General features: G+C 63.8%; 18 protein-coding genes. 8 read left to right on the forward strand and 10 right to left on the reverse strand.

The window, feature by feature from the left end; genetic code table 11:
- The first annotated feature begins 24 nt into the window (after window positions 1–24).
- The 6 genes from BFE01S_RS11075 (at window position 25) to BFE01S_RS38290 (ending at window position 5,098) form a co-directional block, all read left to right on the forward strand.
- A complete protein-coding gene (locus BFE01S_RS11075) occupies window positions 25–1,170 on the forward strand; it encodes an alkene reductase (protein WP_028225544.1) in 1,146 nt (381 codons plus the stop codon).
- A 34-nt stretch (window positions 1,171–1,204) separates the two neighbouring features.
- Complete coding sequence (locus BFE01S_RS11080) at window positions 1,205–1,594, forward strand: DUF427 domain-containing protein (RefSeq protein WP_028225545.1); 390 nt, start codon at window positions 1,205–1,207, stop codon at window positions 1,592–1,594.
- 48 nt (window positions 1,595–1,642) lie between these two features.
- Window positions 1,643–2,392, forward strand: coding sequence for an SDR family NAD(P)-dependent oxidoreductase (locus BFE01S_RS11085; RefSeq protein WP_028225546.1), 750 nt, complete (start codon window positions 1,643–1,645; stop codon window positions 2,390–2,392).
- Window positions 2,393–2,417: 25 nt separating this feature from the next.
- On the forward strand, window positions 2,418–2,738 hold the full coding sequence (locus BFE01S_RS11090) for an NIPSNAP family protein (RefSeq protein WP_028225547.1): 321 nt from the start codon (window positions 2,418–2,420) through the stop codon (window positions 2,736–2,738).
- A gap of 60 nt (window positions 2,739–2,798) precedes the next feature.
- Window positions 2,799–3,293, forward strand: coding sequence for a DUF3237 domain-containing protein (locus BFE01S_RS11095; RefSeq protein ID WP_042337549.1), 495 nt, complete (start codon window positions 2,799–2,801; stop codon window positions 3,291–3,293).
- A 287-nt stretch (window positions 3,294–3,580) separates the two neighbouring features.
- Window positions 3,581–5,098 carry a diguanylate cyclase domain-containing protein gene (locus BFE01S_RS38290; RefSeq protein ID WP_456088835.1) on the forward strand — a complete coding sequence of 506 codons (1,518 nt, stop codon included), beginning with the start codon at window positions 3,581–3,583 and terminating at the stop codon, window positions 5,096–5,098.
- Between the two features lie 240 nt (window positions 5,099–5,338).
- Here the strand turns inward: BFE01S_RS38290 and BFE01S_RS11105 are convergent, their stop codons facing one another.
- The 8 genes from BFE01S_RS11105 to BFE01S_RS11140 form a co-directional block, all read right to left on the reverse strand.
- Entirely contained in the window at window positions 5,339–5,614 is a 276-nt protein-coding gene (locus BFE01S_RS11105) for an HU family DNA-binding protein (RefSeq protein ID WP_028225549.1), read from the reverse strand.
- 267 nt (window positions 5,615–5,881) lie between these two features.
- Window positions 5,882–7,228 carry a glutamine synthetase family protein gene (locus tag BFE01S_RS11110; protein WP_028225550.1) on the reverse strand — a complete coding sequence of 449 codons (1,347 nt, stop codon included), beginning with the start codon at window positions 7,226–7,228 and terminating at the stop codon, window positions 5,882–5,884.
- Between the two features lie 126 nt (window positions 7,229–7,354).
- Window positions 7,355–7,912, reverse strand: a complete 558-nt coding sequence (locus BFE01S_RS11115; protein ID WP_028225551.1) for a helix-turn-helix domain-containing protein — start codon at window positions 7,910–7,912, stop codon at window positions 7,355–7,357.
- A gap of 12 nt (window positions 7,913–7,924) precedes the next feature.
- Window positions 7,925–9,214: an NAD(P)/FAD-dependent oxidoreductase gene (locus BFE01S_RS11120; RefSeq protein ID WP_028225552.1), complete on the reverse strand. Its 1,290-nt coding sequence runs from the start codon at window positions 9,212–9,214 to the stop codon at window positions 7,925–7,927.
- A 137-nt stretch (window positions 9,215–9,351) separates the two neighbouring features.
- Window positions 9,352–9,582 (reverse strand): hypothetical protein, encoded by a 231-nt coding sequence (locus BFE01S_RS45005; RefSeq protein ID WP_169742620.1) that lies wholly within the window; start codon window positions 9,580–9,582, stop codon window positions 9,352–9,354.
- A 278-nt stretch (window positions 9,583–9,860) separates the two neighbouring features.
- Complete coding sequence (locus BFE01S_RS11130; protein ID WP_028225553.1) at window positions 9,861–10,082, reverse strand: hypothetical protein; 222 nt, start codon at window positions 10,080–10,082, stop codon at window positions 9,861–9,863.
- Window positions 10,079–10,339, reverse strand: coding sequence for an HPr family phosphocarrier protein (locus BFE01S_RS11135; protein WP_028225554.1), 261 nt, complete (start codon window positions 10,337–10,339; stop codon window positions 10,079–10,081). The genes BFE01S_RS11130 and BFE01S_RS11135 overlap by 4 nt, the downstream gene beginning before the upstream one ends.
- A 16-nt stretch (window positions 10,340–10,355) precedes the next feature.
- A complete protein-coding gene (locus BFE01S_RS11140) occupies window positions 10,356–10,820 on the reverse strand; it encodes a hypothetical protein (protein ID WP_028225555.1) in 465 nt (154 codons plus the stop codon).
- 180 nt (window positions 10,821–11,000) lie between these two features.
- Here BFE01S_RS11140 and BFE01S_RS11145 point away from each other — a divergent pair, with 180 nt between their 5' ends.
- Entirely contained in the window at window positions 11,001–11,345 is a 345-nt protein-coding gene (locus BFE01S_RS11145; RefSeq protein WP_028225556.1) for a zinc ribbon domain-containing protein YjdM, read from the forward strand.
- Between the two features lie 69 nt (window positions 11,346–11,414).
- Entirely contained in the window at window positions 11,415–12,251 is an 837-nt protein-coding gene (locus BFE01S_RS11150) for a fused MFS/spermidine synthase (protein ID WP_028225557.1), read from the forward strand.
- 28 nt (window positions 12,252–12,279) lie between these two features.
- Here the strand turns inward: BFE01S_RS11150 and BFE01S_RS11155 are convergent, their stop codons facing one another.
- Together BFE01S_RS11155 and BFE01S_RS11160 are read right to left on the reverse strand one after the other, a co-directional pair.
- Window positions 12,280–12,483, reverse strand: a complete 204-nt coding sequence (locus BFE01S_RS11155; RefSeq protein ID WP_028225558.1) for a ribbon-helix-helix protein, CopG family — start codon at window positions 12,481–12,483, stop codon at window positions 12,280–12,282.
- A 198-nt stretch (window positions 12,484–12,681) separates the two neighbouring features.
- Window positions 12,682–13,449 (reverse strand): YoaK family protein, encoded by a 768-nt coding sequence (locus BFE01S_RS11160; RefSeq protein WP_028225559.1) that lies wholly within the window; start codon window positions 13,447–13,449, stop codon window positions 12,682–12,684.
- Window positions 13,450–13,462: the final 13 nt, after the last annotated feature.

Here is a 13,462-nt window from a genome sequence, read left to right on the forward strand (position 1 = left end):
CAAGCAAACAATAAGGAATCCAGAATGAATGCCAACGAACTCAAGCTGCTTTCGCCGGTCAACGTCGGCCCGCTCTCCCTCTCCCACCGCGTGGTGCTCGCACCGATGACGCGCCTGCGCTCCGAAGCCGACGACAGTCCGAGTGCGATGATGGTGGCGTACTACCGCCAGCGCGCTTCGGCGGGCGGTCTGCTCATCACGGAAAGCGCCCACCCGTCCTACGACAGCCGCGGCTACATCGGCGCGCCGGGCATCTATACCGATGCGCACGTCGAAGCCTGGAAGCAGATTACCGATGCCGTGCACGCCAGCGGTGGCCGCATCTTCATGCAGATCGCCCACGACGGCCGCCAGTCGCACGTGGACCTGAGCTGGGGCAACGCGCCGGTCGCGCCCTCCGTGGTGCCCTATGAAACCACCGTGCTCACGCAAGACGGCTGGGTGCCGAACTCGCCCCACCGCGCGCTGGAACTGCACGAGATTCCCGCGATCGTCGAGTCGTTCCGCCGCGCCGCCGAGCGCGCGAAGGAGGCCGGTTTCGACGGCGTCGAACTGCACAACGCCAACGGCTACCTTGCCGATACCTTTCTCCAGGACGGCACCAACACGCGCACCGACGCCTACGGCGGCACGGTCGCAAAGCGCGCGCGCTTCTCGCTGGAAGTGGTCGATGCCTTCGCCTCGGTGTGGGGCGCGGACCGGGTGGGCGTACGCGTTTCGCCGAGCGGCCGCTGGGGCGCCATCTCCGACAGCAATCCGCAAGCGACGTTTGGCTACTTTGCAGACCGTCTGAACACTTATGGGCTAGCTTATCTGCATGTGATCGAGCCGCGGGTGATGGGCACCGAAACGCTGGAGGAAGGCGCCGAGCCGGTGGCCTCGTCGTTCCTGCGCCAGCACTTCTTCGGCCCAATCATCGCCGCAGGCGGCTTCACGCGCGAAGGCGCCGAGAGCATCCTGCAACGCGGCGACGCGGACCTGGTGGCATTCGGCCGCTGGTTCTCGTCGAACCCCGACCTGCCGGAGCGCTTCCGCCACGGGCACCCGCTCACGCCGTACCGGCGCGATGCGTTCTGGGGCGGCAACGAAAGCGATTACATCGACTTCAAGACGTACGACGAAGAACTGCAGGCGCAAGTCGTAGCCGAGTCATGCACGAGCAATGAATGAGTCACTCCCAACCCTTTCGACAAGGAGCACTGCCATGACCACCCCGAGCGCAAAGACCGTAAAGATCCCCGGCCCCGACCACCCCATCACCATCGAGCCCACCGGCTCGCGCGTGGTGGTCAAGGCGGGCGGCCGCGTGATCGCCGATACGCACCGCGCGCTGACGCTGCGCGAAGCGAGCTACCCCGCCGTGATCTACGTGCCGCGTGAAGACGGGGACATGACGCTGCTCGCACGCACCGACCACGCAACGTACTGCCCCTACAAGGGCGACTGCGCGTACTACTCGATCGTGCCTGCCGGCGAGCGCGCCGTGAACGCGGTATGGACCTATGAAGCCCCGCACGCCGCGGTGGCCGAAATCAAGGACCACCTCGCGTTCTATCCCGATCGCGTCGATTCGATCGAAGTCCTTAACACCTGATTGCCCCGAACGTTTGCTGAACGAATTCAACCTTACTGGAGCAGAACCATGAGCACCGCACCCGTTGTTTTGATTACCGGCGCCCTTACCGGCATCGGCCGCGCCACCGCCCTCGCCTATGCCCGCGACAAGGCCAGCGTCGTCGTCTCGGGCCGCCGCGACGAAGCCGGCCGCGCGCTGGCCGAGGAAATGCGCGCGCTGGGCGCGCAAGCCGAATACATTCGCGCCGACGTCAGCAAGGAAGACGACGTGCGCGCGCTCGTCGAACGCACGGTCGAGCGCTTCGGCCGCCTCGACATCGCCGTCAATGCCGCTGGCGCCGAGGGTGAATCGGGCCCGGTCACGGAGCAGACGCCCGAGCGCTACGCCGCCGTGTTCGACGCCAACGTGCTGGGCACGCTGCTCGCCATGAAGCACGAACTGCGCGCCATGACGGCGCAGGGCAGCGGCAGCGTCGTCAACGTGTCCTCGACGATGGGCTCGCGCGGCGCCCCGAATGTCTCGTTGTACGTGGCCAGCAAGCACGCTGTGGAGGGCCTCACGAAGTCGGCCGCGCTCGAAGCGGCGCCGTTCGGCGTGCGCGTGAACGCCGTGGCGCCGGGCCCCGTGGAGACCGCCATGCTCGACCGCTTCACGCTGAACCCCGAGCGCAAGGCAGCCCTGCTCGCGAACGTGCCGCTCAAGCGCGCGGGCACCCCCGAGGAAATCGCGGATGCGATCCGCTTCGTCGGCTCGCATGCCGCCAGCTTCATGACGGGGGAGGTCCTGCGCGTGAACGGCGGCCGCACCGCGGCGTGACTGCCGAGCCCTGCCGGAGCCGATCATGATCTACGAGATTCGCACCTATACGTTCAAGCCGCTGCGCGCGGCGGACTGGCTCGCGCTCTACCGCGAGGAGGGCCTGCCGCTGCAACAGGAACTGCTGGGCAAGCTGGTGGGCTTCTTCACGACCGAGATAGGCGATCTGAGCCAGATCGTGCATATCTGGGCCTACGAGAGCCTCGACGACCGCCTCGCGCGCCGCGACCGCATGGCAGCCGACAGCCGCTGGCAGGTTTTCGGCGCCAAGGTGAAAGCGCTCGACATTCTCGTCGCGATGGAGTCGCGCCTCATGCGTCCCACCGACTTTTCGCCGCTGCAGTAGCGGCCCCTGCAATCGATCGCGCGGCGTCGCTTGCCGCGCCCTTTCGAAAAGGTCATCGCCATGTCCGCCCCACAATTCGACGCACTTCCCGCCGCGCTCAAAAGCGTGCAGGTTCGCCCCCTCTTCGTCCTGCACCTCGACGTCAAGCCGATCGAGATCGTCGGCCAGACGCCAGGCGCGTTCCGGCGCGTCGGAATCGTCCCGTCCGGCACGTTCGCGGGCGAACGCCTGGCCGGTGTCGTGCTCGACGGCAGCAACGACTGGCAAACCGTGCGTAGCGACGGCAGCACGCGGCTCGACGTCCGGCTTCTCCTGCGCACCGACGACGGCACGAACATCCTCATGTCGTATCAAGGCATCCGCTACGGCGAGGCCGATGTGCTGCGGCGCCTCGACAACGGCGAACCGGTCGATCCCGCGCGCTACTACTTCCGCATCAACCCGGTGTTCGAGGCGCCCTCGGGCAAATACGAGTGGCTCAATCGCGTGATCGCCGTGGGAACCGGCCACCGCTTCCCGGATGGCCCGGTCTACAGTGTTTTTGAAGTGCTCTGAGCCGTTTCGTTGCGGATTCCCTCCACTGCCTGCGCCGGCGCTGCGCTGTCGTGAGCCTCACCCGGCGGCGCAGCGACTCGCCGCCTTTTCCGCGTATTCCGCGGAGGGGCGGCGCCCACCCTCAAGTCTTGCCGCTCGCCTGCCGTTATCCATTTTGAATCGTTGTCTGCCGCAACGGCGGCGCCGAAGCTTTCTTTTCGCTCTCACGGAAAGCTCAAGGTGTGCCAGGATGCGCATATCCGTGCGGCGCGTCCGGCGCCGCCCACCGCCCCTTACATCCAACCGACATGCAACAAGGCACTCAGGCCACCGCCGCCAGCTTCGCCACGATGGGCGTCGATCTGCTCGCTTTTTTCGATGTGACGCCAACGTCTCTATGGCTCGAGGACTATAGCCAGTTGCACGCGCTGTTCGAGCGCTGGCGCGCCGCCGGCGTCACGGATATCCGCCGCTACCTGGAAGAAGAACCGCACCGCGTAGCCGAATGTTCGGCCTGCATCCGCGTGCTCAAGGTCAACCGCCACACGCTGCAGATGTACGGCGCGCGCGACTACGAAGAGCTCGCCCGGCATCTGGGCTCGGTGCTGCGCGACGACATGTTCCAGGCCCACGTGGGCGAACTCGAACAGATGTGGGCCGGCCACGCCACGTTCCAGAGCCAGAGCGTGAACTATGCGCTCGATGGCCGGCGCATGGACATCCTGCTGCGCGGCGTGATCCTGCCGGGCCACGAGCACGACTGGAGCCGCGTGCTGGTCGCCATCGAAGACGTCTCCGCGCTGGAGGAAGCACGCCATCGCGCGACGGCGAACCAGCAGTACGCGCTCGGCATTTTCGAGCACGCACCAGTTTCGCTCTGGGTCGAGAATTTTTCGGCCATCCGCCAGTTGCTGGAAGACGTGCGCATGCAGGGCATCGTCGATTTCCGCACGTTCACCGACGTGCACCCCGAATTCGTCGAACGCTGCATGAGCGAAATCCAGGTGCTGGATATCAACCACTACACGCTCGGCATGTTCCGCGCGCCGGACAAGGCCACGCTGCTCGCCCGCCTGCCCGACGTGTTCCGCGACGAAATGCGCCCGCATTTTCGCGAGCAGTTGCTCGATCTGTGGGAGGGGCGCCTCTTCCACCAGCGCGAGGTGGTCAACTACGCGCTCGACGGCAGCGAAGTGAACGTGCATCTGCAGTTTTCGGTGTTTCCGGGCCACGAGGAGCAATGGGATCTCGTGCTGCTCGCGCTCACCGACATCACGGCGCGCAAAAAAGCGGAGGCCTACCTCGAATTCCTCGGCAAGCACGACGTGCTGACGAAGCTGAAGAATCGCTCGTTCTATGTGGACGAACTGAACCGTCTTCAGCGCAAGGGCCCGTTCCCGGTGAGCGCCATCGTGCTCGACATGGACAACCTGAAGATGGTCAACGACCAGTTGGGGCATGCGGCCGGCGACGCGCTGCTGCGCCGCGCGGGCGAGGCGCTTGCCAAGGCGATCCAGAAACCGTATCAGGCCGCGCGCATAGGCGGCGACGAGTTCGCGGTGCTGATGCCGGGCGCAGACGAACGCGACGTGGAAGTGGTGGCCGAAAGCATCGGCAAGCTCGTGGATCTGAACAACCAGTTCTATGGCGGTCCGGCGCTCAGCTTTTCGCTGGGCTGCGCGACCTGCGAGGAAGGCGAAAGCGTCGAGGCGATGCTGCGCGAGGCGGATGTTGCGATGTATGACGCCAAACGGCGCCGCAACGAACTCAAGCCTGCCGTTCAAAATGGAGCGCATGGCGCCGCCACGCAGGCGGACGATATGTGAATCTCGCAGGGCTGCGGAGGGAAAACGGCGGAACGGAGAGACCGCGCCAGACGTCTTCGATTGATTCGGACGCCGATATAATGCGGTTGACGCGTCAATACGCCGGGACACCGCGCCCGACTACGACGGGCCGCTCGTGTTCGGCCATGCTCGACGATCCGCCGGCGGCACCGGCACCGCGCGCGAAGCGCGCGGCTACCAGCGGCACGCCTGATGGCAGGCGCGCCGGAGCAAACGGCATCAGGCGTTGACAGCGTCCTTGAAAGCCTTGCCAGCCGTGAACTTCACCGTCTTGGCCGCAGCGATCTGGATTTCCGCACCCGTAGCCGGGTTACGGCCCACGCGCGCGGCACGCTGGCCGGTCGAGAACGAACCGAAGCCGACGAGCTGCACGGAATCGCCCGCAGTGACCGTGCGCGTCACGACTTCGAGAATCGCGTCGATAGCGGCGCCGGTGGCTGCCTTGGTCTCGCCCGTGCTTGCGGCGACTGCGTCAATGAGTTCCTGTTTGTTCATCTGCTACCTGTGTTGAGTTGAGAAAACCTGCATACCCTACCTCACGCGGGCGAAACAGGCAAATCGGGTTGCATATCGATACGCGTCTTTCGCCCGCCCGGCACGGCTTTTGCGCGCGCCTTACAACGCATTTCGGCGTGCCACAGAGGAATAACACAAGATCGTGTCAGCGTGTCGGCGAAATGTCCGGTTGCGCTAACTCACTGGCCAGGAACGATTTATGCGCTCATTCAGGCATGAAAAGCTGACATTGCGCACTGCCGCAACTTACAGGAACCAGCGATATTCCCGGCTGCCGATCTCGTTCATGAAGTCCAGATGGTCCTGACGCTTGTTTTCGCAATACACCATCACGAAATCTTCGCCCAGGCCCTCGCGTACCGCCGGATGCTCGCGCATGGCGGCCACGGCCCCGAGCATGTCGCCCGGAAAGGCGATACCGCTCGAGCGATCTTCGTTGAGCGGCGCGATCGGTTCGCGGCCCGCGTCCAGACCGTGCTCGATGCCGGTCAGGATCGCGGCAAGCACGAGATAAGGATTGGCGTCGGCACCCGCCAGACGATGCTCGATACGCAGGTTCGCGTCGTCCGATTCGGGAATGCGGATGCACGCATCGCGATCTTCGAAACCCCAGCTTGCCCGGCTCGCGGCGTTCACCATGGCGCCGTAGCGGCGAAACGCGTTGTGATTGGGCGCGAAAATCGGCATGCAATGCGGCAGCAGCGCAAGACACCCCGCCACCGCGTGACGCAACGCCCGCTTGCCGTTTGCCGCCAGCACGTTGTGTCCGGCCTTGTCGTACAGGCTCACGTGAACGTGCATGCCGCTGCCCGGGGCGTCGAGCCAGGGCTTCGACATGAAGCTCGCCCGATAGCCGTGGCTCATGGCCACACCGCGCGTGCTGCGGCAGAACAGTGCCGACCAGTCGGCGGCACGCAGGCCGTCGTCGCAATGGCCGAAGTTGATCTCGAACTGGCCCGGCCCGAGCTCCGCAGTGATCACCGTGGCATCCACGCCCTGCTCGCGCGCGGTTTCGACCATGTCGTGCAGCACGCTCGAGAAACGCGAGAGGCGCTCGATATGCATGTTTGCCTGATCGTCTTCGTCGTCGCAGAACGGATCGCGTGCATGCGCCGGCAAGCCGTTCTTGAGCTTCGCGTCGAACAGATAAAACTCCAGTTCGAAGGCCACCACGGGACGCATGCCGCGCCTGGCGAAGCGCTCCAGCACCCGCGCGAGCACCTCGCGCGGCTCGAAGCCGATGGGCGTGGGCGTGCCGTCCGAGGTAATCAGCATCTGGCCCAGCGGCGCCTTTTCCCAGCGCACCCGCTTGAGCGTGCCCGGCACGAGTCGGCGCGTGGCGTCGGGGTCGCCGTCGTGAAAGCAGTAGCGGCCGATCGGGTAAACGCCCCCCTGGGTGCCGAGCAGCACACAGTTCTGCGGCAGCTTCAGGAGCGAGCCGGCCGCGACCTTTTCGAGCATCGCGATGGGATAGCGTTTGCCGTAGAAATGCCCCGGAATATCGAGGCAAATCAGATCGACATAGCCTACATCGGGATGCGCCTCGCGAAACGCACGCACTTCGCTGACGAGATCGACTGCGGAAGATGTCACGGTAAAGTCCTCGGTTGCGCAACAGACTACGGTTGATATTTTTAGTTATGGACTACTGATCGACTGGGCGATCCTCTCGGGTTCCGCACCGCACCTCGCAACGCGCAGCGCGCGACCTCTACGGCATCAGGTAAATACCCAAAGCACGCGCGCGGGCTTGTCGCCGAGATTCGCATAGCTGAAGCGACGCCGCGCGGGTAGCTGGAAGCTGTCGTTGGGCCGCAGCGTAACGGGCTCGTCCTCGCCGTCCAGCCAGATCGTCAGCTCGCCTTCCAGCACGAAACCGCCCTGTTCGTCGCTGTCGTCCACCGGACGGTCGCCGTTCGTGGCGCCCGGTTCCAGCAGACTCTCCAGCATCGAAAAGCGCGACGACATGCCAGGCGACACCAGCACGTCGGTAATGCCGCCCGCGTAATAGAGAACGCGCCGCTCGCCCGGACGCGTGACCCACGGCAGCGCGCGCGGCTTGCTCACGCTGTAGAAATAGGTGGTGGGCGTCTGCAGCGCCTCGCCGATGGCGGTGAGGTCCGTGACCGTGGGGCGCGAGAGCCCGCGCTCCACCTGCGAAAGAAAACCCACCGACCGCCCAATGCGCTTCGCGAGTTCGGCAAGCGTCACCTTCTTGTGCTTGCGCAGATCGCGAATCAGGATCGCCAGGCCTTCTATCTCTTCGTCTTTGTCCATTTCGATGCCCCGTCACACGACGTCGCGAAGCCGATACCACAGCTTGCCGAGCGCCTCGATCGGCGCGGCGAACCCTTCGCCGCCCGGAAAGGGCGGATTATGAATGCCCTGGTAAAGCGCGAGCAGGCAGTCGTCGCCGAGAATCGCGTCGGTGACGGCGCGCGCCGCCGCCAGCGTCGGCAGCACGCCGTGGCCGGAAAAACCTTGCAGCCAGTAGCGCTGCCCCTTGCGGCCCACGTCCGGCGTGCGCCGGATGCTGATGTCGATGTGGCCGCCCCAGGCATACTCCAGTTCGACGCCGCGCAATTGCGGAAAAGCGCGCTCGAGGCTCGGGCGTATGGAGGCGCCGATGTCCTTCGGAATGCCGCCGAGATACGTGCAGGCGCCGCCGAACAGGAGGCGATGATCCGGGCTCAAGCGGAAATAGTCGGGCACGAACTGGTTGTCGATCACGCAACTATTGCGCGGCAGGAGCGACTTCGCGAGCGCAGGGTCGAGCGGACGTGTCGCGACCTGATAGGTGCCGACGGGCAGCACGCGCCGCGCGAGATCGCGGTCGAGCTGGTCGATATAGGCGTTGCACGCGAGCACGAGGGTGTCGGCCCGCACCGTGCCGTCGCTCGTGTTCACGACGAAACCGGAGTCGGTCTCGCGCCACGCGAGCACGCGGCTCTGTTCGAAGATCCGGCCGCCGGCGCGCTCGATGGCATCCGCGAGACCGAGCGCCAGCTTCAGCGGATTCAGGTGCCCGGCCTCGGGATCGTAGAGCGCTGCGCGATAGCGCGGGCTACCCACCCATTCGGGCATCTCCGCTTCGGGAATGAAGCGCAGCTTGTCGTAACCCCACTTGTGAACGGCTTCGTCGCGCGCCTCCTGGAGCATGGCAACGCGGCTGGACTTCACGGCCGTCCACAGGCTGCCCGGCCGGTAATCGACTTCAAAACCGTGCCGCGCCGGCAGTTCGCGCACTTCGGCGGCGGCCCAGCACATGCTCTCCCACAGTTGCCGCGTGCGTTCGACGCCCAGCGAACGTTCGAGCGGGCCCATGTCGCACGACCAGCCGAGCAGCGCCTGGCCGCCGTTGCGCCCGGAGGCTGCCCAGGCCACCCGGCTTGCCTCCAGCAACGCGACGCGCTTGCCCGCGAGCGCGAGCCGCAGCGCCGAATGCAGGCCGCTGAAGCCGCCGCCGACAATGACGACATCGACGTTGCAATCGGCCGCAAGCGGCGCGCGCTCGGGCAGCGCGCCCGGCAAGGTGCGCGCGTAATAACTTTCTACGTGTTGCCTCGATTCGACGAACATGGCGACGTCTGTGAAAATATTCACGGTTAATTTCATGAAAAATTACCATGACAATTTCACAGAGGCAAGTCGTCGTATTGTGCGGCGCAACAGAGGTGTGACGCGAGTCACTGGGCACAGCGCCAGCGTCCGAGGAACTAAATCCTCCTCATTTTTCGTCTGAAACTGCGCCGATTGACATTTGGCAGACCGGAACTAAAGGTTCCCCATGTCTGCCGCAGGCGGAAACCCTTGATCGCGGCCCATTCTCCATCGGTCATGTCGGCGGGGTAACGCTTCGCCTTCTTTGCCGGATTTGCCTGGCAATCCTGATGTTCTTTTTTCCACCTCCTGCATTTAAACCACATCCAGGATTCATTTTCAAACATGCTCTGAGACCAAGACGATGAATGCGAGCTACGAGACGTTCACCGAGCTTAACGTCGAAGTGGAGGGCTTGCCCTTCATTGGCCGTTATCGGGTGATGTACGGGACGGTAATCGTCTATTTCGGAAGCGAAATCATGCAGTCGTCTGGCATCCGGGTCATTCGGACCCTCCGCGTATTCCCGTGTGCACCGCTCATGGATTCGCCTGATCTTCATCCCATAATCTACTTCGGCTCGGCCGCCTCAGCGGGATGTTCTGTCCAGTGAAATTGCCACGACCTATTTCCGGTCTTTCAGAAACGCCCGCCCGGCAGCCGTAATCGTAATGCTGGAGCGCGCGCCCGACGGGTAGCTCACAAAACCAGCACCGATCAGCTCCCGGGTAACCGACCAGCCGAGCGCCGGCGCGTCTCTCCCGTAGCGAACTTCGGCGAGGCGTTCCAGCGCCCAGATTGAGGACGCGGATATGGTTCGCTCGTTTAGCTTATCGTTGTCGTTCATCGTTTCTCCAAAGAATCAACAGCTTGAAGTGCCGCGTCTTCATCCGGGGCCGCGACCCGCACTTGCACGGCAGTCCCGCTGCGCACCCGTAACGCGTCAATTGCCATGCCGTCCTTCGCGTTAGCACGGCGCCCGCTCCCGGTCAGCAGGATGTCGCTCTCGAAGCGGCGTGCCACATTGACAACCGCGTCCCGGGTAGCTCGTGGCCCATTCCGGTTCCACCCAGAACCCGCTTCGAAATCCACAACGGTTGCCATGTTCTTTTTCAGAACCTCAGAACAGGCCACTGGATTCAGTGCGGGAATCGATCCGGCAGTCAGTGAGAAATGCCCGTAGTTCGCTTTCCCACGTCGTGACCTGAAGGTCGATACTGACGCTGGCAAGCCGCTTCATTTCGAGGTTCAGGTGCACCGCTTCAAGCGATCGGGGCCATACGCCCTGCACGAAACAATGACCGTCCACGTCAAGCAGCAGCAATGGATAACGCCGGAAGCGCGCACTGGCAACCGAGATCCCATCCAGCACGTGCCGGGCCGATTGACGTGGATAAACGAAGGCCAGGTGGAGCCCGGCCGCCGCGAGCTGCTCGCCGACGTCGTGGAACCGGTGGACCATCTGGAACCCGCGTTCGCCGCCGCGCCCCACTCCCACCGCGACCAGACCGCGACTTCCTGCAATCTCCCGCAAGCGCACCAGGCGCCGGTCAGGTAACAGCAGTACTCCATCCAGATCGAACATGACGACATCCTCAGCGAATCCGCCCGCAAGTTCGCTGAAGGGCGGCGAACGCAATTATAATACAGAGGCAATGCAATGTGTTTTACATTATAATGCCGTGTGTGCCGTCAAATGATCGATGCCCGCGAGACGCACCCTATTTTTCCCGACTGGCCCGAACCTGTTCCAATGGAAGCCGCAATGAACGCCACCCCCGCATGCCCGCAATGCTCGATGGAGAACACGTACCCGGACGGAGCGCTGTCTGTGTGCGCGGACTGCGGCCACGAATGGTCAGAGGCCGGGGGCGTCGACGCCGTAGACGAACTGGAAGGGAGCGTCGTCCGGGATGCAAACGGAACCGTGCTCTCTGATGGTGACTCGGTGGTACTCGTCAAGGATCTGCGCGTGAAAGGCTCGTCGATCACGCTGAAGATGGGTACCAGGGTAAAAAATATCCGGATCGTTGGCGGCGATCACGAGATCGACTGCAGGACCGATACCGGCAGCTTCATGCTCAAGGCCTGCTTCCTGAGGAAGGCCTGACCGGGTGCCCTGCGCCCGCACGCGAATCGCGGCGGTGTTTCACGCCCTTGTTTACCGGATATATCGAGAATGGACGGCGACCAGACATCCCGTGACGCAATCGTCGAGTTCCTCTCGACGCCGCCGAATGACAGGCGACCATTCGTGCTGGAAACGCAGCACGCCGTATCCTTGCACTTTGATCACTTTGCCACCCAGAGTTGCATGTCGATTCGTGCGCCGGACAGGCTCACGCTCGGCTATACGCGCACGATGATGGGATTCCTGCTGCTGCAGCCCGCTCCCAGGCAACTCTGCATGATTGGGCTCGGCGGCGGCTCGCTGGCAAAGTACTGCTATCTGCATCTGCCTGAGGCGGAGATCACGGCGGTCGAGATCGATCCTGAAGTGATAGCGCTGCGCGACGTGTTCAGGATTCCAGCAGACGACGCGCGCTTCAGGGTCGTTTGCGCCGATGGCGCTGACCACATCCGGAACGAGGACGTCGCCGCCGATGTCATTCTGGTTGACGCCTATGTTTCGGGCGGGATTGCCAGCCAGTGCACGGATATCGCGTTCTTCTCCGCATGTCGCGAACGGTTGACGGAGACGGGCGTCCTTGCGATCAATTTTACCGATGACGAACCCGCACTGGACCTTTACGTCGAACGACTGAAAGCCGTGTTCGGCGCCTCATACGCGTTGGTCCGATGCGGGGACGACAGCAATTACGTTGCTTTCGCCTGGAAAGGCAGAAGCCGTCTGCCGTCTTCGCGCGTCCTGCTGGATCGCGCCTTCTCGTATTCGTGGGCGGATGACCTGAGGCTACCGGCAACCGCCAGACGCCTGAAGGGCGGTGCGAGCCTCGACCCGAAGCGGTTGGTCTGGCGCGAGAACGGCCACGCACACTGGGAACAAGGCGCCTGATCCTGCTCGCAGATTCAGGCAGCTTCAGTCAGCTCCCGTTCGCGTTACGCCCGACCCGCTTTCCGAGCGCGCTCTTCGTCTTGTAGGTCACGCCGTGACGTTCGAGATATTCGCGGATCAACTGCCGGACAACCTGCGACGACGTCAGATCCTGCGCGGCACAGAGCTTCTCGAATGCCTCCTTCTTGGCGGGATCGATCAGGATGGTCAGGCGGGCGGTTTTCGTTTCCATTGGGGGCAGGAAAGGCAAGTATGATAATCGAATTATAATACACTCGCGTTCAATGCCAATGACCACGCGAGCGGCCGAGGTCGTCCCGGCAAACGCGTCTCCCGGAATATTGAAGCCCGGCGCCGCGAGGTCCCGGCGGCACAGCCGGAACAGCGGGTTCCAGATGTTTCCCCGCCTGATGCCCCTCCCGATGCGGGCTTACCCCCTGTATCCCTGTCTCCAGAAATACGCGAGTACATCGTCGGCTACAGGCACAACCGCCAGCGCGACGAGCGCCGCAGCGAGCGGAACGGTCGACACGTAACCCACGTGCCTGAACCCGATTGCGCCTGCCAGAGCGCCGACGAAAAAAGAAGCCAGCATCGTGCCGTGCGTCCTCAATTTCGCGCGGTTCGCGATGACCGCGTGCGCATCCGCGTCAACGGTCGGCCGGTTCCAGTAAAAGAGCTTGCCCAACTCTATCCCGAGGTCCGTTACGATGCCGGTCATGTGCGTCGTGCGGATCTCCGCACCCGACAGCTTCGCGATCATCGCGTTCTGCAGCCCCATGATGAAGCAGAGCAGGATCACGGTCACAGGCACAAAGAACGCCTCCCAAAGCGCGAGATGGCTGCCGAGCAAGCCGAACAGAAGCAGCAGCGTGGCCTCTACCAGCAACGGCAGGACGTACTGGCTTTGCAGGTTGCGCCGTCGCCCCCAGTTGACGAGCACAGCCGAGCACCCGGCACCGACAAGAAACGATGCGAGCGCACCCATACCGGCAAGCGCAAGACGAGCATCCCCGAGCGCGGTTTGGTCGGCGATCGCCGAGACAATGCCGCTCATGTGTGACGTGTATTGCCCGACCGCGAGGTAGCCGCCGGCGTTGGCCGCTCCCGCGACAAAAGCGAGCGACAACCCGAGCTGACGGTTTGCGCCTGCGCTGCGTCGCCTTCCCGTGAGGCTTCGAAAATACTGTGCTGGCATAGGATCTTCAGAC

It is taken from the genome of Paraburkholderia ferrariae NBRC 106233 (genome assembly GCF_000685035.1).
Classification (GTDB): domain Bacteria; phylum Pseudomonadota; class Gammaproteobacteria; order Burkholderiales; family Burkholderiaceae; genus Paraburkholderia; species Paraburkholderia ferrariae.

Excerpts from the sequence above, each read along its gene's own strand:
- BFE01S_RS11075 (WP_028225544.1), top strand. The coding sequence starts at position 25 with ATGAATGCCAACGAACTCAAGCTGCTTTCGCCGGTCAACGTCGGCCCG.
- BFE01S_RS11080 (WP_028225545.1), top strand. The coding sequence starts at position 1,205 with ATGACCACCCCGAGCGCAAAGACCGTAAAGATCCCCGGCCCCGACCAC.
- BFE01S_RS11085 (WP_028225546.1), top strand. The coding sequence starts at position 1,643 with ATGAGCACCGCACCCGTTGTTTTGATTACCGGCGCCCTTACCGGCATC.
- BFE01S_RS11090 (WP_028225547.1), top strand. The coding sequence starts at position 2,418 with ATGATCTACGAGATTCGCACCTATACGTTCAAGCCGCTGCGCGCGGCG.
- BFE01S_RS11095 (WP_042337549.1), top strand. The coding sequence starts at position 2,799 with ATGTCCGCCCCACAATTCGACGCACTTCCCGCCGCGCTCAAAAGCGTG.
- BFE01S_RS38290 (WP_456088835.1), top strand. The coding sequence starts at position 3,581 with ATGCAACAAGGCACTCAGGCCACCGCCGCCAGCTTCGCCACGATGGGC.
- BFE01S_RS11105 (WP_028225549.1), bottom strand. The coding sequence starts at position 5,614 with ATGAACAAACAGGAACTCATTGACGCAGTCGCCGCAAGCACGGGCGAG.
- BFE01S_RS11115 (WP_028225551.1), bottom strand. The coding sequence starts at position 7,912 with ATGGACAAAGACGAAGAGATAGAAGGCCTGGCGATCCTGATTCGCGAT.
- BFE01S_RS11120 (WP_028225552.1), bottom strand. The coding sequence starts at position 9,214 with ATGTTCGTCGAATCGAGGCAACACGTAGAAAGTTATTACGCGCGCACC.
- BFE01S_RS45005 (WP_169742620.1), bottom strand. The coding sequence starts at position 9,582 with ATGTTTGAAAATGAATCCTGGATGTGGTTTAAATGCAGGAGGTGGAAA.
- BFE01S_RS11130 (WP_028225553.1), bottom strand. The coding sequence starts at position 10,082 with ATGAACGACAACGATAAGCTAAACGAGCGAACCATATCCGCGTCCTCA.
- BFE01S_RS11135 (WP_028225554.1), bottom strand. The coding sequence starts at position 10,339 with ATGGCAACCGTTGTGGATTTCGAAGCGGGTTCTGGGTGGAACCGGAAT.
- BFE01S_RS11140 (WP_028225555.1), bottom strand. The coding sequence starts at position 10,820 with ATGTTCGATCTGGATGGAGTACTGCTGTTACCTGACCGGCGCCTGGTG.
- BFE01S_RS11145 (WP_028225556.1), top strand. The coding sequence starts at position 11,001 with ATGAACGCCACCCCCGCATGCCCGCAATGCTCGATGGAGAACACGTAC.
- BFE01S_RS11150 (WP_028225557.1), top strand. The coding sequence starts at position 11,415 with ATGGACGGCGACCAGACATCCCGTGACGCAATCGTCGAGTTCCTCTCG.
- BFE01S_RS11155 (WP_028225558.1), bottom strand. The coding sequence starts at position 12,483 with ATGGAAACGAAAACCGCCCGCCTGACCATCCTGATCGATCCCGCCAAG.
- BFE01S_RS11160 (WP_028225559.1), bottom strand. The coding sequence starts at position 13,449 with ATGCCAGCACAGTATTTTCGAAGCCTCACGGGAAGGCGACGCAGCGCA.